The 23,449-nt window shown below is 64.3% G+C and carries 25 protein-coding genes; 20 read left to right on the forward strand and 5 right to left on the reverse strand.

Annotation, left to right across the window (positions count from 1 at the left end; translation table 11 throughout):
• The first annotated feature begins 427 nt into the window (after positions 1–427).
• The 18 genes from SIN08_RS00890 to SIN08_RS00975 all read left to right on the forward strand — a co-directional run bounded on the left by SIN08_RS00890 (position 428) and on the right by SIN08_RS00975 (position 15,166).
• Positions 428–2,347, forward strand: a complete 1,920-nt coding sequence (locus tag SIN08_RS00890) for a methanol/ethanol family PQQ-dependent dehydrogenase (RefSeq protein WP_322449590.1) — start codon at positions 428–430, stop codon at positions 2,345–2,347.
• 166 nt (positions 2,348–2,513) lie between these two features.
• Positions 2,514–3,041: a c-type cytochrome, methanol metabolism-related gene (locus SIN08_RS00895; protein WP_322449591.1), complete on the forward strand. Its 528-nt coding sequence runs from the start codon at positions 2,514–2,516 to the stop codon at positions 3,039–3,041.
• Positions 3,038–3,910, forward strand: a complete 873-nt coding sequence (locus tag SIN08_RS00900) for a substrate-binding domain-containing protein (protein WP_322449592.1) — start codon at positions 3,038–3,040, stop codon at positions 3,908–3,910. Before SIN08_RS00895 ends, SIN08_RS00900 begins: the two co-directional genes overlap by 4 nt.
• A 397-nt stretch (positions 3,911–4,307) precedes the next feature.
• Complete coding sequence (gene pqqB / locus SIN08_RS00905) at positions 4,308–5,246, forward strand: pyrroloquinoline quinone biosynthesis protein PqqB (protein ID WP_322449593.1); 939 nt, start codon at positions 4,308–4,310, stop codon at positions 5,244–5,246.
• The gene (gene pqqC, locus SIN08_RS00910) at positions 5,243–5,998 is read left to right on the forward strand and encodes a pyrroloquinoline-quinone synthase PqqC (RefSeq protein WP_322449594.1); all 756 of its coding nucleotides are present in this window, start codon (positions 5,243–5,245) and stop codon (positions 5,996–5,998) included. The genes pqqB and pqqC overlap by 4 nt, the downstream gene beginning before the upstream one ends.
• Entirely contained in the window at positions 5,998–6,297 is a 300-nt protein-coding gene (pqqD, locus tag SIN08_RS00915) for a pyrroloquinoline quinone biosynthesis peptide chaperone PqqD (protein WP_322449595.1), read from the forward strand. Before pqqC ends, pqqD begins: the two co-directional genes overlap by 1 nt.
• Complete coding sequence (gene pqqE, locus SIN08_RS00920) at positions 6,294–7,391, forward strand: pyrroloquinoline quinone biosynthesis protein PqqE (protein WP_322449596.1); 1,098 nt, start codon at positions 6,294–6,296, stop codon at positions 7,389–7,391. Before pqqD ends, pqqE begins: the two co-directional genes overlap by 4 nt.
• A gap of 274 nt (positions 7,392–7,665) precedes the next feature.
• Positions 7,666–8,013 (forward strand): hypothetical protein, encoded by a 348-nt coding sequence (locus SIN08_RS00925; protein ID WP_322449597.1) that lies wholly within the window; start codon positions 7,666–7,668, stop codon positions 8,011–8,013.
• 219 nt (positions 8,014–8,232) lie between these two features.
• Complete coding sequence (locus SIN08_RS00930) at positions 8,233–8,613, forward strand: SPW repeat domain-containing protein (protein WP_322449598.1); 381 nt, start codon at positions 8,233–8,235, stop codon at positions 8,611–8,613.
• Between the two features lie 27 nt (positions 8,614–8,640).
• Positions 8,641–9,084 (forward strand): MgtC/SapB family protein, encoded by a 444-nt coding sequence (locus SIN08_RS00935; RefSeq protein WP_322449599.1) that lies wholly within the window; start codon positions 8,641–8,643, stop codon positions 9,082–9,084.
• Between the two features lie 60 nt (positions 9,085–9,144).
• Positions 9,145–9,651, forward strand: a complete 507-nt coding sequence (locus tag SIN08_RS00940) for a ferritin-like domain-containing protein (protein WP_322449882.1) — start codon at positions 9,145–9,147, stop codon at positions 9,649–9,651.
• Positions 9,652–9,779: 128 nt separating this feature from the next.
• Positions 9,780–10,760 carry an alpha/beta hydrolase gene (locus tag SIN08_RS00945; RefSeq protein ID WP_322449600.1) on the forward strand — a complete coding sequence of 327 codons (981 nt, stop codon included), beginning with the start codon at positions 9,780–9,782 and terminating at the stop codon, positions 10,758–10,760.
• A 139-nt stretch (positions 10,761–10,899) separates the two neighbouring features.
• Positions 10,900–11,403, forward strand: coding sequence for a ferritin-like domain-containing protein (locus SIN08_RS00950; RefSeq protein ID WP_322449601.1), 504 nt, complete (start codon positions 10,900–10,902; stop codon positions 11,401–11,403).
• A gap of 19 nt (positions 11,404–11,422) precedes the next feature.
• Positions 11,423–12,289, forward strand: coding sequence for a TIGR02587 family membrane protein (locus tag SIN08_RS00955; protein WP_322449602.1), 867 nt, complete (start codon positions 11,423–11,425; stop codon positions 12,287–12,289).
• A gap of 11 nt (positions 12,290–12,300) precedes the next feature.
• Entirely contained in the window at positions 12,301–12,732 is a 432-nt protein-coding gene (locus SIN08_RS00960) for a TIGR02588 family protein (RefSeq protein WP_322449603.1), read from the forward strand.
• 367 nt (positions 12,733–13,099) lie between these two features.
• Positions 13,100–13,735 (forward strand): DUF1326 domain-containing protein, encoded by a 636-nt coding sequence (locus SIN08_RS00965; RefSeq protein WP_322449604.1) that lies wholly within the window; start codon positions 13,100–13,102, stop codon positions 13,733–13,735.
• A 4-nt stretch (positions 13,736–13,739) separates the two neighbouring features.
• Positions 13,740–14,549, forward strand: coding sequence for a DUF2182 domain-containing protein (locus SIN08_RS00970; RefSeq protein WP_322449605.1), 810 nt, complete (start codon positions 13,740–13,742; stop codon positions 14,547–14,549).
• A 344-nt stretch (positions 14,550–14,893) separates the two neighbouring features.
• Positions 14,894–15,166, forward strand: a complete 273-nt coding sequence (locus SIN08_RS00975; protein WP_322449607.1) for a GNAT family N-acetyltransferase — start codon at positions 14,894–14,896, stop codon at positions 15,164–15,166.
• Positions 15,167–15,190: 24 nt separating this feature from the next.
• On the opposite strand, the gene SIN08_RS00980 is transcribed toward SIN08_RS00975, so the two are convergent.
• Entirely contained in the window at positions 15,191–16,672 is a 1,482-nt protein-coding gene (locus tag SIN08_RS00980; protein WP_322449608.1) for a hypothetical protein, read from the reverse strand.
• Positions 16,669–17,064 (reverse strand): hypothetical protein, encoded by a 396-nt coding sequence (locus SIN08_RS00985; RefSeq protein ID WP_322449609.1) that lies wholly within the window; start codon positions 17,062–17,064, stop codon positions 16,669–16,671. The genes SIN08_RS00980 and SIN08_RS00985 overlap by 4 nt, the downstream gene beginning before the upstream one ends.
• Positions 17,065–17,136: 72 nt before the next feature.
• On the opposite strand from SIN08_RS00985, the gene SIN08_RS00990 reads away from it, so the two are divergent.
• On the forward strand, positions 17,137–18,810 hold the full coding sequence (locus SIN08_RS00990) for a sulfatase-like hydrolase/transferase (protein WP_322449610.1): 1,674 nt from the start codon (positions 17,137–17,139) through the stop codon (positions 18,808–18,810).
• A gap of 286 nt (positions 18,811–19,096) precedes the next feature.
• On the opposite strand, the gene SIN08_RS00995 is transcribed toward SIN08_RS00990, so the two are convergent.
• On the reverse strand, positions 19,097–20,215 hold the full coding sequence (locus SIN08_RS00995; protein WP_322449612.1) for a Gfo/Idh/MocA family oxidoreductase: 1,119 nt from the start codon (positions 20,213–20,215) through the stop codon (positions 19,097–19,099).
• Between the two features lie 68 nt (positions 20,216–20,283).
• Complete coding sequence (locus SIN08_RS01000) at positions 20,284–21,462, reverse strand: Gfo/Idh/MocA family oxidoreductase (RefSeq protein ID WP_322449613.1); 1,179 nt, start codon at positions 21,460–21,462, stop codon at positions 20,284–20,286.
• A 232-nt stretch (positions 21,463–21,694) separates the two neighbouring features.
• On the opposite strand from SIN08_RS01000, the gene SIN08_RS01005 reads away from it, so the two are divergent.
• Positions 21,695–22,591 carry a MurR/RpiR family transcriptional regulator gene (locus SIN08_RS01005; RefSeq protein WP_322449614.1) on the forward strand — a complete coding sequence of 299 codons (897 nt, stop codon included), beginning with the start codon at positions 21,695–21,697 and terminating at the stop codon, positions 22,589–22,591.
• 6 nt (positions 22,592–22,597) lie between these two features.
• Here the strand turns inward: SIN08_RS01005 and SIN08_RS01010 are convergent, their stop codons facing one another.
• Complete coding sequence (locus tag SIN08_RS01010) at positions 22,598–23,395, reverse strand: GGDEF domain-containing protein (protein ID WP_322449615.1); 798 nt, start codon at positions 23,393–23,395, stop codon at positions 22,598–22,600.
• Between the last annotated feature and the right edge of the window lie 54 nt (positions 23,396–23,449).

The following is a 23,449-nucleotide window of genomic DNA, read 5'->3' on the forward strand; positions in this document are numbered from 1 at the left end:
AAAGTTTACAAGCGCGCAGTCCATGTAAGCACTCTCCTTTTCACCTGCAGAAAGTGGCCTCCTTCGGGTTTCGCAAGAAAAACACGCGCTTGCGCCAAGTTTTTTCAAGTTGAAGCAATAATTTTCCGGGGATTTCGCGTCGCACCAAATCATTGCTGCACTGCAATGTAAAACGCTGAATTTTTTCTCTTGTGTGCCGCGATCTTCTAGCATAACCTTCCCCTGTTTCCGGCTTCAAGGACTTCTCTGTCTTAGGGAGCGGAGTTTGTCTTTCGTAGGCCAAGTGAGGTGGGCAGTTATGGTGCCCGCTGCTCATCTGGCTTAGGTCGTGACACGCTGCCGGAAATACTTCCCCTCACAATATCGCAGACGTGCCTCCTGGGAGGAGTCACACGCGATTGTGGTCTGTGAACGTCGGGAGGATTTCATGCGTGTACTCAAGAGAAATGCCCTCATTCCGCTGACTGTGACGGCTTTGGCCTGTTCCTTCGCTTTTGGAGCCCAGGCCAATGAACAGCTTCAGCAGATGTCGGGCGACGACAAGAACTGGGTGATGCCGACGGGTGACTATGCCAACACCCGCTATTCGGAGCTGGACCAGATCAACAAGGACAATGTCTCGGACCTGCAGGTGAAGTGGACCTTCTCCACAGGTGTTCTGCGCGGCCACGAGGGAGGACCGTTGGTCGTCGACGACGTGATGTACTTCAACACGCCGTTTCCGAACATCGTCTACGCCCTCGACCTCAACGAGGACGGGCGCATCCTGTGGAAATACCAGCCGGAGCAGAATTCCGACGTCATTCCGATCATGTGCTGCGACACGGTCAACCGCGGCGTTGCCTACGCACCTGCGGAAGGCGATCGCCCGGCGCTGATTCTCCAGTACCAGGCCGATACGACGCTGGTCGCCCTCAATGCCGAGACCGGCGAGGTGGCCTGGGAAGTGCAGAACGGCGAGCAGACCGACGGCAGCCTGGCCGAATCGGGAACGTCCGCGCCGATGGTCGTCGGCGACAAGGTCTATGTCGGCATCTCCGGCGGTGAGTTCGGCGTGCGCGGCCATTTCACGGCCTACAATCTCGCCGACGGGTCCGAGGCCTGGCGCGCCTATTCGACGGGACCTGACAGCGAGACGCTGATGGACCCGGAGAACACCACGCATCTGGGCGAGCCGGTCGGAGTCGATTCCGGCATTGCCACGTGGGAAGGCGACCAGTGGCAACAGGGTGGCGGGACCACCTGGGGCTGGTACGCGTATGATCCGGAGCTCAACCTCGTTTATTACGGCACCGGCAACCCCTCGACGTGGAACCCGGTACAGCGCCCCGGCGACAACGCCTGGTCGATGACCATTTTCGCGCGTGACGCCGATACCGGCATGGCCAAGTGGGTTTACCAGATGACGCCCCACGACGAGTGGGACTACGACGGCGTCAACGAGAACATCCTTGTCGACGGCATGGAGATCGACGGCGAGTCGCGCAACGTGCTGGTGCACTTCGACCGCAACGGCTTCGCCTATACGCTCGACCGCGAGACCGGCGAGCTTCTCGTAGCCGAGAAGTACGACCCGACGGTCAACTGGGCGACCCATGTGGAAATGGATCGCGACAGCGACCAGTACGGGCGTCCGCAGGTGGTGCCGGAGTATTCGACACAGCATAACGGCGAGGACACCAACACGACGGGTATCTGCCCGGCGGCCCTCGGAACCAAGGACCAGCAGCCGGCGGCCTATTCGCCCAAGACCGGTCTCTTCTACGTGCCGACGAACCATGTCTGCATGGATTACGAGCCCTACCGGGTGAGCTACACGGCCGGACAGCCCTATGTGGGCGCGACGGTGTCGATGTATCCCACGCCCGACAGCCATGGCGGCATGGGCAACTTCATCGCCTGGGACGCTGCCAAGGGTGAGATCGTCTGGTCGATCCCCGAGCGTTTCTCGGTGTGGTCGGGTGCGCTCGCCACGGCCGGCGACGTGGTTTTCTACGGCACGCTCGAAGGCTACATCAAGGCCGTCGATACGGAAGGCAACGAGCTCTACAGGTTCAAGACGCCCTCCGGCATCATCGGCAACATCAACACCTACGAGCACGACGGCAAGCAGTACATCGCGGTGCTGTCGGGTGTCGGCGGATGGGCCGGTATCGGCCTGGCCGGCGGCCTGCTGGAAGCCGAAGGCGCTGAAGCCTGGCAGACGGCTGTGGCCGGCGAGCGGGCTCCGACCGATGAGGAAACGGCGATCGGAACCGCCGGCCTCGGCGCGGTCGGTGGTTATGCCGCGCTGGCCGACTACACCACCTTGGGTGGTCAGCTGACGGTGTTCGGCCTTCCGGACTGATCCGGCAGACCGAAATGAACGGTCCCGCAAGGGGCAGTAAATCGGGAGAGTTCGGATCGCACCGGTGCCGTATCCGGGCTCTCCCACCTCAAGACAAGCGAGATAGGGAGCCCCCTCTGCGCCGGAACGACGTGCGCAGTGCCAGTGGCTGAACAAGAGGTCCTCAATGGCAGTTCGTATCGCACTCTCGGCCTTCGCCGCCACATTGCTCACCCTGGGTGTCGCCCACGGCCAGGACGGTCGGGACACCAAGGAGAAGGCGGCGGCCGTGAGCGAGGAAGACGGCAAGTATTTCGACGCGAACGGCGTCCCGACCTTCAACATCCAGGACGATGGAACGGTTGACTGGTACACCTACAGCGGATACCGCCGCTATCATGGCGAATGCCATACCTGCCACGGGCCCGACGGCGTGGGATCGTCCTATGCACCTGCCCTCGTCGATTCGCTGAAGAGGATGGATTACGGCACTTTCCTGTCGGTGGTAGCACAGGGTCGCAAGGATCTCGGCGCCGGCAAGGAAAACGTCATGCCGGCCTTCGGCGACAACAAGAACGTCTACTGCTTCATGGACGACATCTACGTCTATCTCAGGGCGCGGGCCGTGGGCGGCATCCCGCGCGGGCGGCCTCCCAAGAAGGAGGACAAGCCCGAGGCCGCCCGAGAATTTGAAGCAAGCTGCATGGAGGGATGACCGTGTCGGACCGCAGGCTCTCCCGCATCGCCGTGACGCTCTGCCTGCCCGTTCTGGCGACGGCGGTTGCCCTCGGGGCGACCGCTTCCCGGGCGGCCGGGCCGAACGCGGCGTGGGAGCTGGTCGACCCGGATCACCTGCGCGTTTGTGCGGATCCCTCCAACATGCCCTTCACGGACGAAAGCGAGGAGGGTTTCGAAAACAAGCTCGCCGAGCTGGTCGCCGAGAAGCTCGGGCGCGAGAGCGTCCGCTACGAATGGTTCCCGATGGCGACCGGTTTCGTGCGCAACACGCTGCGGTCCAACCGCTGCGACGTGATCATGGGCTATGCCCAGGGCGACGAGCTCGTGCAGAACACGAACGCATATTACCGCTCCGCCTATGTGCTGATCTACAAGAAGGGTGACGGCCTCGACGGCGTGGAAACGATCGAGGACGGCAAGCTTGCAGACAAGCGGATCGGCATTGTCCAGGGCACGCCGCCGTCCAGCAACATCGCCGCGGCGGGGCTGATGAAAAACGCCAAGGTCTACCCGCTGATGGTGGACACGCGCTTTGCGCCCAGTGTCGCCGAAACCATGGTCGCGGACCTTGTCGAGGGCAAGATCGACGCGGCCGCGGTTTGGGGGCCGATGGCGGGCTATTACGTGAAACAGGCGGATGCCGACCTCGTTATGGTGCCCCTCGTCAAGGAACAAACCGGTTCGCGGATGACTTACCGCATCACCATGGGCGTGCGGCCCTCGGACCAGGAATGGAAGCGGACGCTCAACCGGTTCATCCGGGACAATCAGGACGAGATCAACCGCATTCTGCTCGAATATAACGTCCCGTTGCTGGATGAGCAAAATCAAGCGATTACCCAGTAATGTGGGACCATGTGAAAAGGAGGTGAGCGCGCACGGTGTTTGTTTTATAATGTTTGAGAACCTATATATTCATTTGTCCATTTTTGCGAGGAAGTGGACCCGCTATTGCAAAGGTGCTCTGCAGTGGCGGCAAGCAACCGGTGACTTCGGTCGCCAGCAATAGGAGGAAACTCATGAAGAAGAATTGGAAGAAACCTTCCATGTGCCAGGTGCCGGCCGGCATGGAAATCTCGCGGTATCTCCCGGCTGAGATCGCTCCCAAGAAGTAAGCTGCGGTGCGCGTGCCCGTGAGGGCACGCGCATTTTCTCGCAGAGGGAAGGTCCTGCGCTTGGCGTCAATGGCGTACTGCGCCGTGGGTGCCAAGCGGTCTTTGCTCTTTTCGCGAAACGGAGAAGGATGCGCCTCAAGATCATCGGATCGGCGGCGGGTGGCGGCTTTCCCCAGTGGAACTGCAATTACCGGCTAAGCCGCGCCGCGCGAACCGGCGCCCAGAGCGTGCGCGCACGCACCCAGTCGAGCCTCGCCGCCTCGGCCGACGGCAAGCGCTGGGTTCTCTTCAACGCTTCACCCGACATCCGGCAGCAGATCGCCGAAACGCCCGAACTGCAGCCGGCCGCGGACGGCCCGCTGCGGGCCACGCCGATCGCCGCGGTGGTGCTGACGAACGCCGATGTGGACCACATCGCCGGGCTGCTCAGCCTGCGCGAGCGACAGCCCTTCGCGCTCTACGCCACGCGGCGCGTGCTGGACGTGCTCGAGGAGAACCCTATTTTCAAGGTACTCGATCCGGCCATCGTGCCGCGCCGCGAACTTGCCACCGACGGCGCGTGCGATCTGCGCGACGCGGCCGATGTGCCCACCGGGCTTACGGTGGAAGGCTTTGCTGTTCCCGGCAAGGTGGCGCTTTATCTGGAGGATTTGAGCCGTCCGGACGCCGATTACGGGTCCGAGGAGGGCGACACGATCGCGCTCAGGATCCGCTCGCGCGAGGCGGACGCCGCCGCTTTTTACATCCCCGGTTGCGCGCGCATCAGTGCGGATCTCCTGCGCCGGCTCGACGGCGCCGACTGCCTGCTCTTCGACGGCACGGTCTACACCGACGACGAGATGATCACGGCCGGCGTCGGGCGGAAGACGGGTGCGCGCATGGGCCATATCGCCATGTCCGGCGAGAACGGCTCGATCGCCGGGCTTGCTGAGGTGGCGATCGGGCGCCGCGTCTTCGTCCACATCAACAACACCAATCCCGTCCTCGATGAGGCGTCGCGCGAGCGCCGGGCGGTGACGGCGGCCGGCTGGGAAGTCGCCCACGACGGCATGGAGATAACGCTTTGACGGATTTCGCCAACGCAGCGCAAAACGGGCTCTCGGCAAGAGAGCTCGAAGAGGTGCTGCGCCAGGTCGGCGCCGAGCGCTACCATAACCGGCATCCCTTCCACCGGCTGATGACCGAGGGCGCGCTGACGAAGGGCCAGATGCAGGCCTGGGCGCTGAACCGCTACTGCTATCAGGCCGTCATTCCGCGCAAGGACGCCATGATCCTGGCGCGCAGCGACGATCCGGCCTTCCGCGCCGCCTGGCGCACGCGCATCGAGGACCATGACGGCGATGACGGCTGGAGCGGCGGTATCGCCCGCTGGCTGAAGCTCGCAACCGGTCTCGGGGTCGATGCGGAAATGGTGAAGAGCAAGCGCCGTGCCCTGCCCGCCACCCGCTTTGCGGTCGGGGCCTACCTCTCCTTCTGCACGGAACGGCCGCTCCTGGAAGCGGTGGCCTCCTCGCTCACCGAGCTTTTCTCGCCCGTCATCATCGGCGAGCGGGTGCCGGCCATGCTCGCCAGATACGACTACATCACCGAAGAGACGCTCGCCTATTTCAAGCCACGTCTCGGCCAGGCGCCGCGTGACGCGGAATTCGCGCTCGCCTATGTGCTGGAGCGTGCCGACACGCCGGAAAAGCAGCAGGCGGTTATCGACGCCCTCGTCTTCAAGTGTGATGTGTTGTGGTCTATGCTGGACGCACTGATGCATTCCTATGGCGAAAAGGGTCATATCCCGCCGGGGGCATTCCGGCCGGAGGAGCCGTGATGCAAGTGCTTTGCGAAAGGGCCGTCGTTACCCGCCGCGCACGCCCCGTCCTGCCGCGGCATGTCCGCCTGCAGTTCGACCCCGTTCGCCAGGCCTGGGCCGTGCTTTCGCCCGAGCGCATCTTCTGGCCCAACGAAATCGGCGTGGACATCCTGCGCCGCTGCGACGGGCAGACTTCGGTGCGCGCCATCGTCCAGGCGCTCGCCGCCGAATACGACGCGGAGGAGGAGGACGTCGAGGACGACGTGCTGGCCTTTCTGCAGGAATGGTCGGACAATCTGCTTGTGAGGCTGTCATGAACGCCCCTCTCCTGCCCCCGATCGCCATGCTGGCGGAGCTGACGCACCGCTGCCCGCTGCAGTGTCCCTATTGCTCGAACCCGCTGGAGCTGATGAAGGCCAACCGCGAGATGGAGACGGGCCCTTGGCTCGATCTGTTCGACGAGGCGGCGGATATGGGCGTGCTCCAGGTGCACCTTTCCGGCGGGGAGCCGACCTTGCGGCGCGATCTGGAAGAGATCGTTGCAAGGCTCGCCGCGCGCGGCGTCTATAGTAACCTCATCACCGCCGGTGTCGGCCTTTCGGCACAGCGCATCGAGGCGCTGGCCGATGCCGGGCTCGACCATGTGCAGCTTAGCCTCCAGGGCGCCCGGTCCGAGACGGCGGAGCGCATCGGCCATTACAAGGGCGCGCTCGAAAAGAAGATCGAGACGGCGCGGCACGTGCGTGCGGCCGGCCTGCCGCTCACCGTCAACGCGCCGATCCACCGGCACAATATCGAGGAGGTGGAGGAGTTCATCGATCTTGCGCTGACCCTCGACGCCGAAAGGCTGGAGATCGCAAATGTGCAGTTCTCCGGCTGGGCGCTGCTCAACCGCAAGGCCCTGATGCCCAGCCGCGCGGCGATCGAACGCGAGATCGAGATCGTCGAGGCCGCCCGTATCCGCCTGCGCGGGGTGCTCAACATCGATTTCGTGCCGCCGGACTACTACGCCATCTACCCCAAGCCCTGCATGGGGGGCTGGGCGCGCGATGCCTTCGCCGTGGCCCCGGACGGCACGGTGCTGCCCTGCCATTCCGCGCAGACGATCCCGACGCTTACCTTCGAGCGTTTCGGCGAGCGGTCGCTTTCCGAGATCTGGGCGGATTCGCCCGCCTTCACCGCCTTCCGCGGAACGGACTGGATGCAGGAGCCCTGCCGCAGCTGCGAGCGGCGCGAGATCGACTGGGGCGGCTGCCGCTGCCAGGCGATGGCGATCGCCGGAGACGCAGCGGCCACCGATCCTGTCTGCTCCAAGTCGCCGCTCCACGAGCGTGTGCTGGCGCTGGCCGAAGAGGCGGACGAGGATGCCGCCTTCACCTACCGCCGCATCCGCGCGCTGCAGCCTGTTTGAAGGAATAGGCGCCAGGGCGCGAAGGGGACTCAATAGCTCTTTGATGCGCAACTCCCCATCCCACGCGGAACAATGCAAGGACCTGTTCGGTTGGGTGGGAACCCGACCGGGATAGGTCTCGTGTGCGGGCCGGGATAGAGCATTTTGCAGCCAAGTGGACTCACTTGGCGTGGCACAAATGCAGCCAAAACAAATAGATAGAGCACCCAAGCGAACGAATGTGAGCGCACCCTGCCCTAGTGGCCGGCTGATTGGAGCGGTGAGGATAGGCACGATGGATGAACGGCAAGCCACGCCCCCGGAAGAGTTTCCGCTGCTGCGCTCCCGTTCCGCCGAAATGTTCGGCGACCTCCTTCTGTGCGCGGCGGTGCGCCAGCTTGTCGAGACCGGCGGCGAGGCGGCCGTCGATGCGTTGCGCAAGCGGGCGGAAATGCGGATCCAGGAGAGTGCGGACCGCACAGCGGAAGACGACAGGCCCGCGCGATTGGCACTCGAAGAGCTGGAGCGGGCGATACAGCTCGCACAGACAGGGCGAAGCGAACTGCGTGGCTGGGACGGTGACGCGCCGCCGAGCCTCGAGGAGCAGAAGAAATCCTCCCTGCCCCGCCGTACCGATATATGAAACGCCCATTCCCTCCGTGCGAAAAAGGGGCCGGCGCCCCCGGGAGTGAGGGGCGTTGAGACCGGCCCCGCGGGTACCGTGAAGGTCCGCCGCAAATCGAAGGGTTTCATGATTCGCGGCGCACAGTCCAGGCAAGCGACGCATTGAGCGGTTGAAAACCCGGGAACTTGGCCGTTTGTCGGTTGTTGGGTCTTCGGGCAACGGATGGAGACCGCAAAAATGAGGTTCATTTCGACCAGAACACATGGAATCGCCGATTATCTCATCGGCATCCTGTTGATCATCGCTCCGTGGCTCCTCGGATTTGCCAATGGCGGTGCCGCCCAATGGGTGCCGATTATTCTCGGGCTCGGCTTGATCGCCTACAGCCTGCTCACGGACTATGAGCTGGGTGTCTCGGCAATGATCCCCATGCCAATTCACCTCGGTCTCGACATCGCCGGTGGCGCGATCCTGGCCGTTTCGCCCTGGCTCTTCGGCTTTGCGGACACGGTGTTCTGGCCGCACCTGATCGTGGGCCTGGTCGAGATCGCCGCGGGCCTGACCACCCGGAGGGTGCCCGGGTATGCCCGCGCCTCCGAGACGATGAGCCCGCGTTGAGGTGAGGCGCAGTTTCGGAGTCGGCGCGTGCCCGAGTTCGGATTCGATCTCCAGAAACTGGCCAGCGACGTTGCCCTGGTGCTGCTTGCATTCGTGCTGGCGCTGCCCATCGGCTGGCAACGCGGCAAGGGTCACCACAGCGTCGGATTTCGCACGCTGCCCATCGTGGCAGTCGCCTCCTGCGGCTTCGCCATTATCATCGATACGTCGGCAGCCGAAAACATCGAGGCGCGGGCCCGTGTCCTGCAGGGCGTTGTCACCGGCATCGGCTTCATCGGCGGCGGCGCAATCCTCAAGCACGGAACCAGCATCAGGGGCCTGGTGACCGCGGCCAGCATCTGGAACGCCGGTGCGATCGGGGTCGCTGTCGGGTTCGGCCGTGCCAATATCGCCCTCGTTCTGAGCCTCGTGAATTTCACGAGCCTCGTGGTGCTGAGCCTGTTCGGCGTGCATGACAATGACGGCGAATGAAGCTGGGAACATTTCCGCCCGCCGTCGATTGGACAGCCGTCAAAATAATGGAGACCGATGATGCCGGATCCCAGAGACCATCTGTTATCGTGGCTGAAAGATGCCCACGCGGCCGAGGAGCAGGCCATTACCATGCTCAGCAATCTCGACAGGCGTATCGAGAACTACCCCGAACTGAAGGCCCGCATCGAACAACACATCGACGAGACGCGGCGGCAGAGCGCGCGGGTCGAGGAATGCCTCAAGAGTCTTGGTTCCGATACCTCGATGCTCAAGGCCGTAGGCACCAAGCTGATGGGTCTCGGCCAGGGCATCAGCGGGATCTTCACCAGTGATGAAATCGCCAAGGGCGTGCTCGCCTGCTACACCTTCGAGCATATGGAAATCGCCAGCTACAGGATGCTGGTCGGGGCCGCCAAGCAGGCTGGAGAACCGGAAGTGCAACGCGTCTGCGAGGAAATTTTGGAGGAAGAGAAGGCCATGGCCAAATGGCTCGAGGACCATTTGGAAGACCTCACGCAAAAGTTTCTCGCCCGCGAGGCAACCGAGGCGACGGCGAAACATTAAAGCCGGTGCACACGCAAACCGGGCTTTGCCGCTCACGCGACCGGGCGCGCGCGGCGGCAGCGTCCGGTATTGGCTTCAAAAGAATTTTGCATGATCATAATACTGCGCCGAACGAAACTGCCGCCGTCATGTCCCTTGACCTCCACCCCTCCGACATTGCCGAAGCCAAGCGCCTGAACCGGAAGCTCGCCTGGATGCCGAAGTTCAGGCCGCGGGGCAGGATCAAGGCGGCGCTCATGCAGGGCGCCATGAAGGTCATGCAGATGAAGCCGCAGTCTTATCTCAAAAGGCTCGGCGTCACCGTGGAGACCCGCCATGTCGAATATGGGGGAAACAGCGTTTCGCTGCGCATACTGAGGCCTGACGGGCCGCCGAGGGGTATCTATCTCGACATTCATGGCGGCGCCTGGATCGTCGGCAACGCGCGCTGTGACGACCCCTGCAATGCGATGATCGCCGTGGAGTGCGGCATGGCGGTCGTCAGCGTCGACTATCATCTCGCCCTCGACAACCGGCTCGACCTCAGCATCCGCGATTGCCGGGATGCGGCCTTCTGGCTTGTGGAGAACTGCGTGCGCGAATTCGGCACCGACTGCATTGTCATCGGCGGTGAGTCGGCCGGCGCGCACCTCGCCGCCTGCACGCTGCTCGCCATGCGTGACCGCGGACTGCAGGCAAAGATTGCGGGGGCGGTGCTGTTTTACGGCGTCTTCGACCTGTCGGGCAGCCGAAGCCTGCGCGCGGCGGGACCGGAGACGCTGGTGCTGCACGGCCCATCCGCGTTCAGCAACCTCAAGCGTCTGACGGCAGACCGCAGTGAGGCGGAAAGGCGCAGACCGGACATCTCCCCGCTCTACGCCGATCTGCGCGATCTGCCGCCGGCCCTCTTTCTGGTGGGGGCTCTCGATCCGCTTCTGGACGACACGCTGCAGATGGCCGAGCGGTGGCAAAGCGCCAACGTCAATGTCGAGCGCGTCGTTGTGCCGGAGGCGCCGCATGCCTTCAACCGGCTGAACACCGGGCTTGCCCGCAAGGCCAACGCCTATGTGCGCAGGTGGGTGGCATGCAACATTGCCGCAACGGCGTCCCGCCGGGTGGAAGCGGCCTGAACGGTCCGGAGAGCATCTTTTCTCGCCCGGTCCAGGAACCTTTGCCCATACGGAATATTTCCCGCAAGGCTTCCCACCCGTGGTGTGGCAGCGTCTTGCAACGGCGATGCACAGCAGCGCCCCTTCAGGAGTTCCGGCCATGGCCAAAAAACAGAAGACGATGAACGACCTCTTTCACGACACCCTGAAAGACATCTACTACGCGGAAAAGAAGATCTTGAAGGCGCTGCCGAAGATGGCGCGCGGCGCGGAGTCGGAGGAAGTGCGCCGGGCGTTCGAGAAGCACCGGGACGAGACGGAAGCGCAGGTCGAGCGTCTCGAGCAGGTTTTCGAGATCATCGGCAAGTCCGCCAAGGGAAAGACCTGTCCGGCCATCGACGGGATCATCGAGGAAGGCGCCGAGATTCTCGACGAGTACAAGGGCGCGCCGGCGATCGATGCGGGCCTCGTAGCCGCCGCGCAGTCCGTGGAGCATTACGAGATTTCGCGGTACGGTACGCTGAAGCGCTGGGCGCAGCTCATGAAGATGGACGATGCGGTGAAGCTGCTCGACCAGACTCTGAGCGAGGAGATCAAAACCGACGAGGCATTGACCAAGGTCGCCGACAAGGTTGCCAACGAGGAGGCGCTGCAGGCCAAGTAATGAGACGGTAGAACGCGCCATGGTGACACAGCGCCAGGCAGCAGGTGCCGGCCAGACGCCGGCACCTGCCTCGCCGCAACGCAAGATCCTCGTCGGGCTCGGCCGCGGCTTCGGCGGGGCCTTGATCTTCAGCCTGCCGATGCTGATGACCATGGAGATGTGGTGGCTGGGCTTCTACATGGACCGCTTCCGCCTGGCACTGCTGTTGATTCTCAACCTGCCGCTTCTGACGATCCTTTCCCACTATGCCGGTTTCGAGGAGACGTTTTTCTGGCGTGACGACCTGCGCGACATGGCCGTCGCCTACGCAATCGGTATCGTCTCCAGCTTTGTCGCTCTGAGCGTCTTCGGCATCATCACCTTGGCCATGCCGCCCGGAGAGTTTGTCGGCAAGATCGCCGTCCAGTCCGTGCCGGCCAGCATCGGTGCACTGCTCGGCCGCAGCCAGCTCGGCGGCGGCAAAGCCCGTCCCGAGGGCGGCACGGAGCAGGCGAGCTACGCCAGCGAGCTTTTCCTCATGGCAGTGGGCGCGCTTTTTCTGGGCCTCAACGTGGCGCCTACGGAAGAAATGGTACTGATCTCCTACAAGATGACGGAATGGCACGCGCTGGCGCTGATCGTGCTTTCCATGCTGCTGATGCACGCCTTCGTCTATGCGGTGGAGTTCAAGGGCAGTGATCCCGCCCTGCCGCCCGGCACACCGTGGTGGAGCGCTTTTTTGCGCTTCACGGTCGCGGGATACGCGATTGCGTCGCTCATCAGCCTGTACACCCTATGGACGTTTGGCCGGACCGATGACGTTTCGCTCGTGCAGATCCTGATGTCGGTGGTCGTTCTCGGTTTCCCCGCGGCCATCGGCGCGGCCGCGGCACGGTTGATCATCTGAGGCGGACGCGAATGGAGCAGCGCACAAAACAGACGGGCCGCGCACACGCGAAAGGGCGACCGCAGGACGAGCGCCCTCACATTCTGGAATGGGTGATCGGTGCCGCTTCGGCGCTCCTCGTCCTGGCGATGATCGGATTCGTCCTCTACCAGGCCCTCACCGCGACATCGACGCGTCCGGAACTCCAAGTCGTGGCGGAGACGATCGAACCGGCCGGCGACGGATTCCGCGTGATCTTCCGCGCCGTGAACCGCGGCGGCGCCACGGCTGCGGGCGTGGAGGTCGAGGGCCGGATCGAACGCGGCGGCGAAACGTTCGAAACCGGCCGTGTGACCCTTGACTACGTGCCGGCGCACTCGTGGCAGAAAGGCGGTCTCCTGTTCAGCGAAGACCCGCGGCAGGGACGGCTGGTGCTCGAGGCGGTCGGTTATTCCGAACCTTGAGAAGACCGGGGCGCGCCCGAATGCCGCACTGCACAAAAATGCAAGGCAGATATGCATTCGAGCCCTTTAAACGTCCCCGGACGCGGACTATGTAGGGGTCAAGTTCTCGACGGGGTTTTCCTCCTCCCAACTTCGTCGAGCGCGGTCAGCGCTCTCCTCCTCCCAAGTGCTGGCCGACTTAAAGAGCACCCGCCGGTCCTCCTCCCCCGGCGGGTGCTTTTTTTTGTCCGTGCAGCGGGGTTCGCCACGTCCCGCTTGGTCCCTTCTTGGGAGGCTTCTACCGCTTACGGTGTAGTCGCTAAACAAGGCCTGGAGGAGCACAATGGCACGCTCGACCAGGTTTCCTGTTCGCGCGAGGGAGGAAAAAATGGGCGATGTTCAATGGGCCATCAAGGGCCAGGAATTCATCCACTGCAATTGTGCGTATGGCTGCCCCTGCCAGTTCAATTCTCTGCCGACCCACGGGGATTGTCAGGCCATCGGCTTCGTGAAGATCCGGGAGGGCCACCATGGGGATACGAAGCTCGACGGGCTGAATATCGGCATCGTCGTACGCTGGCCGGGCGCCATCCATGAGGGCGGCGGCGAGGTCGTTCCGATCGTCGATGAGCGGGCGAGCGAGGAACAGCGGGAGGCGCTTTTGCGCATCATGAGCGGCGAGGATACCGAGCCGGGCGCCACTTTCTTCCAGGTTTTCTCGACGACCTTCGACAAGATCCACGACCCGGTCTTCACGCGAATCGATTTCGAGGTTGATCCGGGTGCGCGCATGGCGCGGGTGAACGTTCCGGGCCTGGTCGAAGGCCGGGGCGAGCCCATCCAGAATCCCGTCTCGGGTGAGGAGCATCGCGCACGCATCACCCTGCCGCACGGATTCGAGTACGACACGTGCGAGGTCGGCAGGGGCTGGGGCGAGACGCAAGGGCCGATCTCCATATCGCTCAAGGATTCGCACGCCCATTTCGCCAGCCTCAACATGACGGGCGCCGGCGTCGTCCACTGATCCGATGCGCGAGACCGCACTCGAATCCCTGTTACGTCGCGACAGGGTCATCGTCGCCGGCGCGCTGGCGCTGCTGACGGTCCTCGCCTGGGCGTATCTTCTCTGGCTCGCCGATTCCATGGCGGGCATGGGGATGCCCGCGATGGGCGGCGACCCAATGCCGGGCGGTGTCATGGCACCGGGGCTGGCAATGTGGTCCCCGGCCGAATTCGGCTTCATGTTCATCATGTGGTTCGTCATGATGATCGGCATGATGAGCCCGTCCGTCACGCCGATGATCCTCATCTACGCGCGGGTCGGCCGGCAGGCCGCCGCGCAGGGCAAACCGCTGGCGGCCACCGGGGTGTTCGTCGCCGGTTATCTTCTCGCCTGGGGCGTTTTCTCCCTGGCGGCGACGGTCTGCCAGTGGGCGCTTGAAAGTGCGCTCCTCTTAAGCCCGACCATGAGCAGCGCCAGTGCGCGCTTCAGCGGCCTTCTGCTGATGGCCACCGGCCTCTACCAGTGGACGCCGCAGAAGGACGTCTGCCTGAGCCGCTGCCAGTCTCCGCTGCATTTCATCCAGCAGCATGGCGGGTTTCGGCGCGATGTTCCCGGCTCGTTGCGGCTCGGCCTCAGGCACGGCCTCTACTGTATCGGCTGCTGCTGGATGCTGATGGCCCTGCTCTTCGTGGGTGGTGTCATGAACATCGCCTGGATTGCCGCCATCGCGATCTTCGTGCTGCTGGAAAAGATCGTGCCCGCGGGCAGGCTTCTTTCCCGCGCCGCCGGGGTAGCCCTGCTCGCGGCCGGCCTGTGGCTCCTGGCAGCGGGATGAATTAAGACGGAATCGGCGAGGCGCGCCTTCGCCCTTGCCCTGCGGCAAGGCACGGATGCCGATTGTCGCCCTCTTGGATATGTGACAGCATGTGAGCCAACATCCCTGCTACAGACCTGACGGTGTATCGGTGATGCAAATAAGATCCGCCGACGCCGCCGAGATCGATCATCTCGCGCGGTTGTGGCATGAGGGCTGGCACGAGACGCATGCGCCGTTGCTGCCGCCACATCTCACGCGCCTCCGCACCCTCGAGAGCTTTCGAGAGCGGTTGCAGGCGGCACTTTCGGATACCCGCGTTGCCGGCCCGCCCGGTGCTCCCGTCGGCTTCAGCGTCCTGAAGGGTGAGGAGTTGTATCAGCTTTTCGTGTCGCCCCGAGGCACGAGGCTCGGGTGTCGCCGCGGCACTGATTGCCGACGCGGAGGCACGGCTCGCCGGGTCCGGCGTCGAGACGGCATGGCTCGCTTGCGCGATCGGCAACGAGCGCGCGGCGCGGTTTTATGAAAAGAGCGGCTGGCGCCTGGCCGGCACGGTGGTCAATCAAGCGGAAACGTCGACTGGCCCGTTTCCGCTTGAAGTGTGGCGCTACGAGAAACGGCTCGCACGCCCGACGTGAGAACGCCTTTCCGGACGCTGCACGTCACTCACCCTTCTTCGCCTCGGCAAAGAAGATGTGCCGTTTGCCGCCCTTCAGCGGCGCTTCGGCGCGGATTTCGAAATGGGCGGCCAACAATGCACGGAAGGTCTGAAGCGTGTAGTCGTCGTACTGGTCCTCGCGATTGGCCAGGAGCGTTTGCACCATCTCGTCCTCGCGGCCCACGAACTCGATGACCACTGCCGTGCCAAGTCCCGCCAGCCAGCCGATGAAGTCGGCCAGCGGAATGTTGGCGCTGATGACGATGTGATGGACGAGCGCCAGGCAAAGGGTGAGGTCCGGCCGGCCGCGCTCGGCGAGGCCCTTGCGCTCCACGCCGCGCCAGCCCTGGTTGGGCGAGGCATCCGCGAGATTCACGACCAGCGGCAGGATCCTGCGTCCGTCCGAACTCGCCTTTCCACGCTGATAGAGATGCTCGATCGCCATCCAGTCGCCGTCCATGGCCACCACGTAATCGGCGTGTTCGGCGGCAATCCGGGAAAAGGTGCCCGTGTTCGCGCCGAGATCCCAGGCGAGCCGCCAGCGCCGCCTGGCCGCCGCCTTGCGGACAAATGCCTTTTTCTTTTCGAGTTCCGCTTCTTCGTAGGAATGGGTGCGGTCGTAGTCGGCCCACGTGGTTTTCGTGCCGGCGGGCTCCAGCCGCGTCACCAGCGCCGTGAGCTTTTCCACGTTGCGCTCGATCAGCGCCTTGTCGAAACCGGCTTCCGCCAGCGCGCCGCGCACGTTGCCGCCGCCCGTATAGCGCTTTTGCAGCGCGTCCTGCGCCATCACGTGCAGGAGCACGCCCGGGCGCAGGAGATCGCGTTTCGACATCACCGCGCGCATCTGGCCCGACGGAATGCCGTCGATCTGTCCGCGCAGCCAGGGCCGGTAGTCGATGCCCTTGTAGGCGGCGAGCATCAGCGGGTAGAGGAACAGCTCGCAGAATTGGCGATAGCCCACCCAGGGTTCGCCCTGCCGGAGCGGCTCGAAGGACGGCACGTCGATGAAGACCGGGTGCACACCTTCCCACTGGACGTTGTAGGCCGACGAATCCTTCAGGATCATGCCGTCGGCGAGCGCCTCGCGCATCAGCTTGAGATGAAGCAGCGCGGCGTCCTTCAGCATGCCGAAGGTCCACTCGTAGGGATAGGAGACGTAGGGGATCCGCGCGTGCTCCAGAAGGCCGGCCCAACGGTCGAGGCCGATCCCTTTCCCTTCCGGGTCCGCTTCGCGCGTCTCGACGATATGGCCTTCGCGCGACAGGCGCTTGAAGAAGGACGCTTGCTGCAATTGCCGCCAGTTTTCGAGCGCGCGGTTGCTCAGGAAGCGGAAGACGCGTCCGTCGCGGTAAAAGACGGCACCGTTGCGATCGCGGTAAGAGCCGGGTTCTGGTTCGCCCGCGCCGTCCGAAGGAACCGAGCTCGCGCCTCCGCCGCTCGCCGGCGGGGCCGAACCCGGCGGGCGTTGCGGCCGTGCTTCGTTCACCTATCGGGCCGTATCTGCGGGCGGGCCTTGCGCTCGTCCTCGGCTTCCCCGGCTTGGCCCTGCTCCCGCCTGATGCCGACCAGGGAAAGGAACCTGTACCAGTAGAGCTTGCCGGCGATCAGCAGCCCGGCAATACCGCCGAGCAGGACCTGAAGGATCATACTGCCGGTGCCGGCATCGAGATAGGCGTGGGCGCCGGATGCGGACATGCCCACGAAGAGAAGCGACAGGGTTGCGAGATGAAGAGAAGATGAAATTTTCACGCGCATCAGGCTGCCTTTCGTCCAACAGTGGCGGACAGGGTTGACGGTTTTCAACGTAGCCGAGCCGAGACTGTTCCTTGTTGCTTCAAGAAAGTGACATAAATTCGTCATATACACGCGGTCGGTCACGAAGGTGAGCCGATTTTCCGAGTAATTCCCGCCGGAAAGCAGTTGTCGCGCGCGGGGGAGGAGAGTGCGCCGATGGCTGACGGGCCACACGCAATGCGCGAAAGCAGAGCTGCCGGCCTCTGGGATCGCACCTATCCGCTTCATCCCTTTCTGTTTGCCGCGGCGGCCGTCTTCGCGCTGTGGGTGCGAAACCTGAACCATGCTTCGCCGGCGGATATCGCGCCCTCGCTCCTCGGCTCGCTCGCCTTCGCGCTCGTTCTCTACCTTGCCGTTTCGGCACTCCGCCGGCGCTTCGACGCCACCGGTGCGGTGATCGCCAGCATCTGGGTCGCGGGCGTTCTTTTCTATGCCGACCTGTTCGGGCGCTTGAACGGGCTGCTCGACGGCGGCTATTCCATGCTGCGCTCCCTGCCCGTTGCGCTCCTCGTGCTTGCGGTCGTGACCGTGGCCGCCCTGCGGTTGCGCAGGATCACGCGCTTCAGCCACAGCGTTCTGAACGGCATTGCGCTGGTGCTTTTCATCACGCCCGCCTGGCAGGCTGCGTCCTATGAGTGGCGCCACGGCGAGGCGCGCGCGGCCTACGATGGGGATCGGGCTTATGCTGAAATGCAGCAGCATCTCCCGGCGAACGCTGAAGCCTCGCGCCCGCCGGACATCTACCATTTCGTTTTCGACCGCTATGCTTCGGAAGAGGTCCTGGCGCGGCACTACGGTCTGGATAACAGTGCCATCGTCAAGTTCCTGGAAGAGCACGGCTTCTATGTGGCCCATGCCAGCAATTCGAATTACCAGAAGACCGGCCATTCCCTCGCCTCGACCTTCTACATGGATTATCTCGACGTGCTGGCGGACGACGGCCGCGCGACCGGCGCCAACTGGCATCCAATCTATAAGATGCTGGACGATCACCGCGTGGCACGTTTCCTGAAGGCGCGCGGCTACGATTTCATCCAGTTCGGCTCCTGGTGGGTCGGCACATTCCACAACCCGCTGGCCGACGAGAACCGTCCGCACGGCTTCAGCGAGTTCGGGATGCTCTATCTGCGCCGCACGATGCTGAAGCCCCTCTTCCACGCCCTGCCCGACACCCCGCTCACCATGCGCCTCGACTGGGACAACGCCCAATGCCAGCGCGTCGCGCGCCAGGTGGAGGAGATCAGGGCCATCGGCCCGCGCGAAGAGCCGGTCTATGTCTTCGCGCACTTCCTCGTGCCGCATGGGCCGTACCCCTTCGCCGCCGACGGGCGCTGCCTTGGTCAGAAGGAGTCGGCCGAGCGCGGCAGCAGGCAGGGCTTCATCGATCAGGTCGCCTATGCCAACCGCATCATCGAGGAGATCGTCACCACCTTGCAGGGCGAAGACCGGGAGCCTCCGATCATCCTGATCCAGGCGGACGAAGGCCCCTTCCCCGAGCGCGACGGCCGCGTGCCGTGGCAACAGGCTTCGACCGAGGAACTGCGCATCAAGACCGGTATCCTCAACGCGTACTATTTCCCCAACGGAGACTACCGGCTGCTGCGCCCGGACATCACGCCCGTGAACAGCTACCGGGTGCTCTTCAACAGCTATTTCGGCGGCGATTTCCCGCTGCTTGCCGACCGCATCTTCGCCTTCCCGAATGACGGCACGCTTTATGAATTTCACGATGTGACGCGGAAGGTCCGCGCGCCCGCGCATATGGCCGGCGGGGCACCTGGAGAGCCACCTTCCGGATCGGACGAGCTATTCGCGCCGCCACCTTTTTAGAGCGCGGTAAACGCATGGCGTGTGCCTCCGCCCTCGTCCTTCGACAGGCTCAGGATGAGGGCGGAGGCATTTCAGCGTCTTGCCAGTCTCGATATCGACGGATGGCGCCGACCCCAGCCTGACCCTCATCCTGAGCCTGAAGGCGAGGATGGGAGCGAAGGCATTTCAGCGCCCTGCCAGCTTCGACATTGATGGGTAGCGCCGACCCCAGCCCTCACCCTCATCCTGAGCCTGTCGAAGGACGAGGGTGAGGGCGATTTGCCGGTCTCGGTTCCACCTTGTCTGCCTACCCCACCGTCTCCCAACTTCGGCTTTCCGCCGACCGATAGATCGCCTCCAGCGTGCGCTGCACTGCCAGCCCCTCGCGGAAATCGGCGTGGCCCGTCTCTTCGCCGGCGATCGCGCGCAGGAGGTCGCGGGCCTCAATGGCTTTCAGGTCGTTGAAGCCGAGCTGGTGGCCCGGCGCCACGCAGAAGGCGCCGTAAGGCTCGTTGGCGGGGCCGGACAGGATCTTGCGGAAACCCGCGCGGCCGGATTGGCCCGAGGCGACGTAGAGCTCGAGCTCGTTCATGCGTTCGCCGCAATAGGCGATGGAGCCTTTCGATCCGGTGATCTCGAAATCCTGTCGCATCTTGCGCCCGCCGGCCAGCCAGTTGGCCTCCAAGACACCATTGCAACCGTTCTCGAAATGCAGGAAGGCGCGGCCGACATCCTCGACCTCCACCGGCACGCGGCGGGCGGAGCCCGGGGCGTCGGGGCGCGTGGGCACCAGCGTCGCCACCTCGCCGCAGACCTCCGCGACCGGCCCCACGAGATAACGTGCCGCCGCGATCAAGTGGCTGCCGAGGTCGGCCAGCGCGCCGCCGCCACCGGCCGGGTCCAGCCGCCAGGTCCAGGGCGCTTCCGAATCCATCATGTAGTCCTCGGCATGGATGGCGCTGAAGGCGCGGATCTCGCCGATCTCGCCGCTGTCGATGATCTCCCTGGCAAGACGCATCATGGGATTCTTCAGGTAATTGAAGCCGACCGCCGTCACGACGCCCCTTGCCTCGGCGGCCCGGGTCATTTCCTCCGCGTCGCTTGCCCCGGGCGCCAGCGGCTTCTCGCAATAGACGTGCTTGCCCGCTTCGATCGCCGCAAGCGCCATCTCCTTGTGCAGCACGTTGGGGGCGGTGATGGAGACGATGTGAACGCGCGGATCCGTCACGAGACGCCGCCAGTCGCCGGTCGATTCGCCGAAGCCGAGCGCGCCGGCGGCGCGCGCGGCGAGTGTCTCGTTCGCATCGGCGAGCATGACGGGCTGCACCTTCACCGGCAGGTCGAAGACACGATTGACGTTGTTGAAGGCGAAGGCGTGCGTCCGGCCCATGAAGCCCGAGCCGATCAGCCCCAGTCCCAGCTGCATGCGGTTTTCTCCTGGTGAAGCTTTGAAATCCTGATTGTTTCGGAACGGCCGAACCGTCCCGCCTGTCCTTAAAGGTCGGTCCAGACACCGCCGGCTTCGTTGCTGTCTGCGGCGGCGTGGACGAAGGCGACGCCGCGGACGCCGTCGTCGATGCCCGGAAGCGCGACAAGCCCGTCCGGCAGCGCCTTGCCCGCGCGCCGCGCTTCCACGGCGATGGCGATCTCGCGATAGAGGTTGGCCCAGGCGTCGCTCAGCGCCTCGCCGTGGCCGCGCGGCAGGAGCACCATCCGCTCCGCCGCAGGCAGCACGCCGGCGCCGTGGCCGCGCACGATCATCCGCTCCGGCTCGTTGAGGGGCGTGTAGCGCAGATATTCGGGCTTTTCCTGATCCCATTCGAGCCCGCCCTTTTGGCCATAGACGCGCAGGCGCAGCCCGCAGTAGTTGCCGGGGGCGGCCTGGGTGAGCCACATGGCGCCCGGGGCGTCGTTGTCGAGCCGGAGATTGAGGAAGGCCGTGTCCTCCATGGCCTTCGGCGCGCCGCAGACGTGAAAGTCGGCGCGCAGCCGCGCGACCCGCCGGCCGGTGACGAATTCGAGCAGATGCAGCGCGTGCGTGCCGATGTCGCCGGTAGCCGACGCCCGCCCGACCTTGGCAGGGTCGCGGCGCCATTGCACCGCCTTGAAGTCCGGGTCGTCGGGTTCCGTGGCCCAGTCCTGGGCGTATTCGATCGTGAACTGGGTGATCTCGCCGACAGCATCTTGAGCGATCATCTCACGCGCCTGGCGCACCATCGGATGAAACGCATAAGGATGCGTGACGGCGAAGACGAGACCCGTTTCGCGGGCAAGCTCTGCCAGCGCCCGGGCATCCTCCAGCGTGGTGGTGATGGGCTTGTCGCAGATTACGTCTATGCCCGCTCTCATGAAGGCTTCGGCGATGGGCCTGTGGGTGAAATTCGGCGTGCAGATCGCAACCGCGTCGATTCCGTCCCCGCGTGCTGCCTCGGCGCGGGCCATCCCGGAATAGTCGGTATAGATCCGGTCGTCGGAAAGCATCCAGTCGCGGCCCGACCGGCGCGCCGTCTCGGGATCGGCGGAAAGCGCGCCGGCCACGATCTCCCAGCGGTCGGAGAGCCGGGCCCCCGAGGCGTGCCACTGGCCGACCACCGCTCCGCGCCCGCCGCCGACCATGCCCAGCCGCAGCCGTCGCTCCGCCTGCGGATAGACTTCCGAACCCAACAAACCCATGATCGCCTCCTCCCGCGGGTGAAATCCCCCGGTACGGCCCATGACGCAATTCAATGCCGCCTCCGGAGCGCTTTTCAGCCCGGCATTTCTCGAATTTACTCGGTCGCCCGATGGTGCCGCCTCCGTCCCTGCACTTGCAATCGGCAAAAAGAAGTTGCAACAAACTTTCCGTGATTGCAAGTTATGCAAAGTACTGTTCGCCGCGCGAGCAACGCACCGGGAAGGGGAGGTCATGCCCGATAATCCGCCGCAAAGCTACGAGGAGATCGTGGCGGCGATTCACGACCGGTACGAGAAGCTCAGCCGCGGCTACCAGAAGATCGCGCGCTACGTGACCCAGAATCCGAACGACGTGGCGATGCAGTCCATCTCCGCCCTGGCCGAGCGGGGCGGAGTGCACCCCTCGAGCCTCGTGCGCTTTGCCCAACTCTTCGGCTACAAGGGGTTCAAGGAGCTGCAGATCGTTTTCCAGAGCCGGCTCGCCACGGCCGCACAGGGGTTCGAGGCGCGGGTAAGCGCGCTCAAGACCGAACTGCAGATGCACCGCAAGGACGGCTATGCGAGCCTGCTCGGGAACCTCGTGGCGCGCGACATCGCCTCCCTCCAGGACCTCTTGCGTGAAACGCCGGAGGAGGATCTCGACCGCGCCGTGGACATTCTGGCGGGTGCCGACACGATCTATATCGTCGGTCAGCTCCGCTCGGCCCCCATCGCCGTATTCATGCGCTATGTCTTGAGCATGCTGCGCCGCCGCGCGGTGCTGCTCGACGCCGATGGCGGGCTGTCGACCGAGATGGCGCGGGTGATGCGCCCGAGCGACTGCCTGATCGCCGTCTCCTTCCGCTTCTATGCCAAGGAGGTGGTCAATATTGCCGAGGCAGCCAACGCGGCCGGCATCCCGATCGTCGCCATTTCCGACAGCACATTGTCGCCGCTTGCCAAGTGCGCCACCGTCCAGTTCTCGATTCCGGAAGACGAATACACCTTCTCCCGTTCCCTTGCCGCGCCGATGTGCCTTGCGCAGGCATTGCTGATCGCATTGGCGGACCGGCTCGACCCCGAAGCCGGGGAGGCACTGCGCATTCCCACCGTCACTCAGCTCAACCGCAGCGCAAGCAACAGCGGTTGAGCGGGCTCAAGCCACCTCGCCGATGGAGCATTTAAAGGCGATGCAGTTGCGCCCACTGTGCTTGGCGGCGTAGAGGCAGCGGTCGGCCCGGCTGAGCACGTCGGAGACCTTGGCCGGGTGATCGCGCAGGGCCGCCCCGCCGATGCTCACGGTCAGTGCCCTGCTCAGTCCGTTCGGCGCGCACCAGGGAATCTGCTCGACCGCGCGCCGCATCCGCTCGGCGGTTTCCGCTGCTTGCGCAAGGTCGACATCCTTGAGGAGGACACCGAACTCCTCTCCGCCGATCCGGCCGACGACGTCCTTCTCCCGCACCGACCTGCGGATGGCACGGGCGATTTCAACCAGCGCATCGTCCCCCTTGAGGTGGCCCAGGCGATCGTTGATCTGCTTGAAGTGGTCGGCGTCGACGATCAGCAGCACATCCCCTTCGCTGTTCCGATGCGCATCCTCCAGGCGGTCGAGAAAGCGTTCGCGGTTGGGCAGCCCGGTCATCTTGTCGTGGCTGGCCGCATAGGCCATCAGTTCGTGCGCGACCTTCAGTTGGCGATGGGCGGACTGCATCTCCGCATTCAGGGCCGATAGCGCATCGCGCGCGGCGCGTAGCCTTTCCAACTGCAGGAAGACGTAGGAAGCGATCGGAAAGCCGACGACCACCGGGATGAGACCGCATTCAACCAAGTCGAGCCTTGTGTAGGGCACCCCGAGAAAGCCCCTGGCGGCAAGGAAAACCGCATAGGTTGCGGCGACGGCGACCACCGTGACGACAGAGGCTCGTGCAATGATTGAAGTTGCCCGCCCACGCATGTGGCGTCTGTAGGCAAGTCCCGTAAACGGCGCCTTGAACGGATTGTTCGAATT

Origin of the sequence: Chelativorans sp. M5D2P16 (assembly GCF_034427935.1) — a bacterium.
Lineage (GTDB): Bacteria > Pseudomonadota > Alphaproteobacteria > Rhizobiales > Rhizobiaceae > Chelativorans.

Bases quoted from the DNA above. Each gene is read 5' to 3' on its own strand.
- SIN08_RS00890 (WP_322449590.1), top strand. From the start codon at position 428: ATGCGTGTACTCAAGAGAAATGCCCTCATTCCGCTGACTGTGACGGCT.
- SIN08_RS00895 (WP_322449591.1), top strand. From the start codon at position 2,514: ATGGCAGTTCGTATCGCACTCTCGGCCTTCGCCGCCACATTGCTCACC.
- SIN08_RS00900 (WP_322449592.1), top strand. From the start codon at position 3,038: ATGACCGTGTCGGACCGCAGGCTCTCCCGCATCGCCGTGACGCTCTGC.
- pqqB (WP_322449593.1), top strand. From the start codon at position 4,308: ATGCGCCTCAAGATCATCGGATCGGCGGCGGGTGGCGGCTTTCCCCAG.
- pqqD (WP_322449595.1), top strand. From the start codon at position 5,998: ATGCAAGTGCTTTGCGAAAGGGCCGTCGTTACCCGCCGCGCACGCCCC.
- pqqE (WP_322449596.1), top strand. From the start codon at position 6,294: ATGAACGCCCCTCTCCTGCCCCCGATCGCCATGCTGGCGGAGCTGACG.
- SIN08_RS00925 (WP_322449597.1), top strand. From the start codon at position 7,666: ATGGATGAACGGCAAGCCACGCCCCCGGAAGAGTTTCCGCTGCTGCGC.
- SIN08_RS00930 (WP_322449598.1), top strand. From the start codon at position 8,233: ATGAGGTTCATTTCGACCAGAACACATGGAATCGCCGATTATCTCATC.
- SIN08_RS00940 (WP_322449882.1), top strand. From the start codon at position 9,145: ATGCCGGATCCCAGAGACCATCTGTTATCGTGGCTGAAAGATGCCCAC.
- SIN08_RS00945 (WP_322449600.1), top strand. From the start codon at position 9,780: ATGTCCCTTGACCTCCACCCCTCCGACATTGCCGAAGCCAAGCGCCTG.
- SIN08_RS00950 (WP_322449601.1), top strand. From the start codon at position 10,900: ATGGCCAAAAAACAGAAGACGATGAACGACCTCTTTCACGACACCCTG.
- SIN08_RS00955 (WP_322449602.1), top strand. From the start codon at position 11,423: ATGGTGACACAGCGCCAGGCAGCAGGTGCCGGCCAGACGCCGGCACCT.
- SIN08_RS00960 (WP_322449603.1), top strand. From the start codon at position 12,301: ATGGAGCAGCGCACAAAACAGACGGGCCGCGCACACGCGAAAGGGCGA.
- SIN08_RS00965 (WP_322449604.1), top strand. From the start codon at position 13,100: ATGGGCGATGTTCAATGGGCCATCAAGGGCCAGGAATTCATCCACTGC.
- SIN08_RS00970 (WP_322449605.1), top strand. From the start codon at position 13,740: ATGCGCGAGACCGCACTCGAATCCCTGTTACGTCGCGACAGGGTCATC.
- SIN08_RS00990 (WP_322449610.1), top strand. From the start codon at position 17,137: ATGGCTGACGGGCCACACGCAATGCGCGAAAGCAGAGCTGCCGGCCTC.
- SIN08_RS00995 (WP_322449612.1), bottom strand. From the start codon at position 20,215: ATGCAGCTGGGACTGGGGCTGATCGGCTCGGGCTTCATGGGCCGGACG.
- SIN08_RS01000 (WP_322449613.1), bottom strand. From the start codon at position 21,462: ATGGGTTTGTTGGGTTCGGAAGTCTATCCGCAGGCGGAGCGACGGCTG.
- SIN08_RS01005 (WP_322449614.1), top strand. From the start codon at position 21,695: ATGCCCGATAATCCGCCGCAAAGCTACGAGGAGATCGTGGCGGCGATT.
- SIN08_RS01010 (WP_322449615.1), bottom strand. From the start codon at position 23,395: ATGCGTGGGCGGGCAACTTCAATCATTGCACGAGCCTCTGTCGTCACG.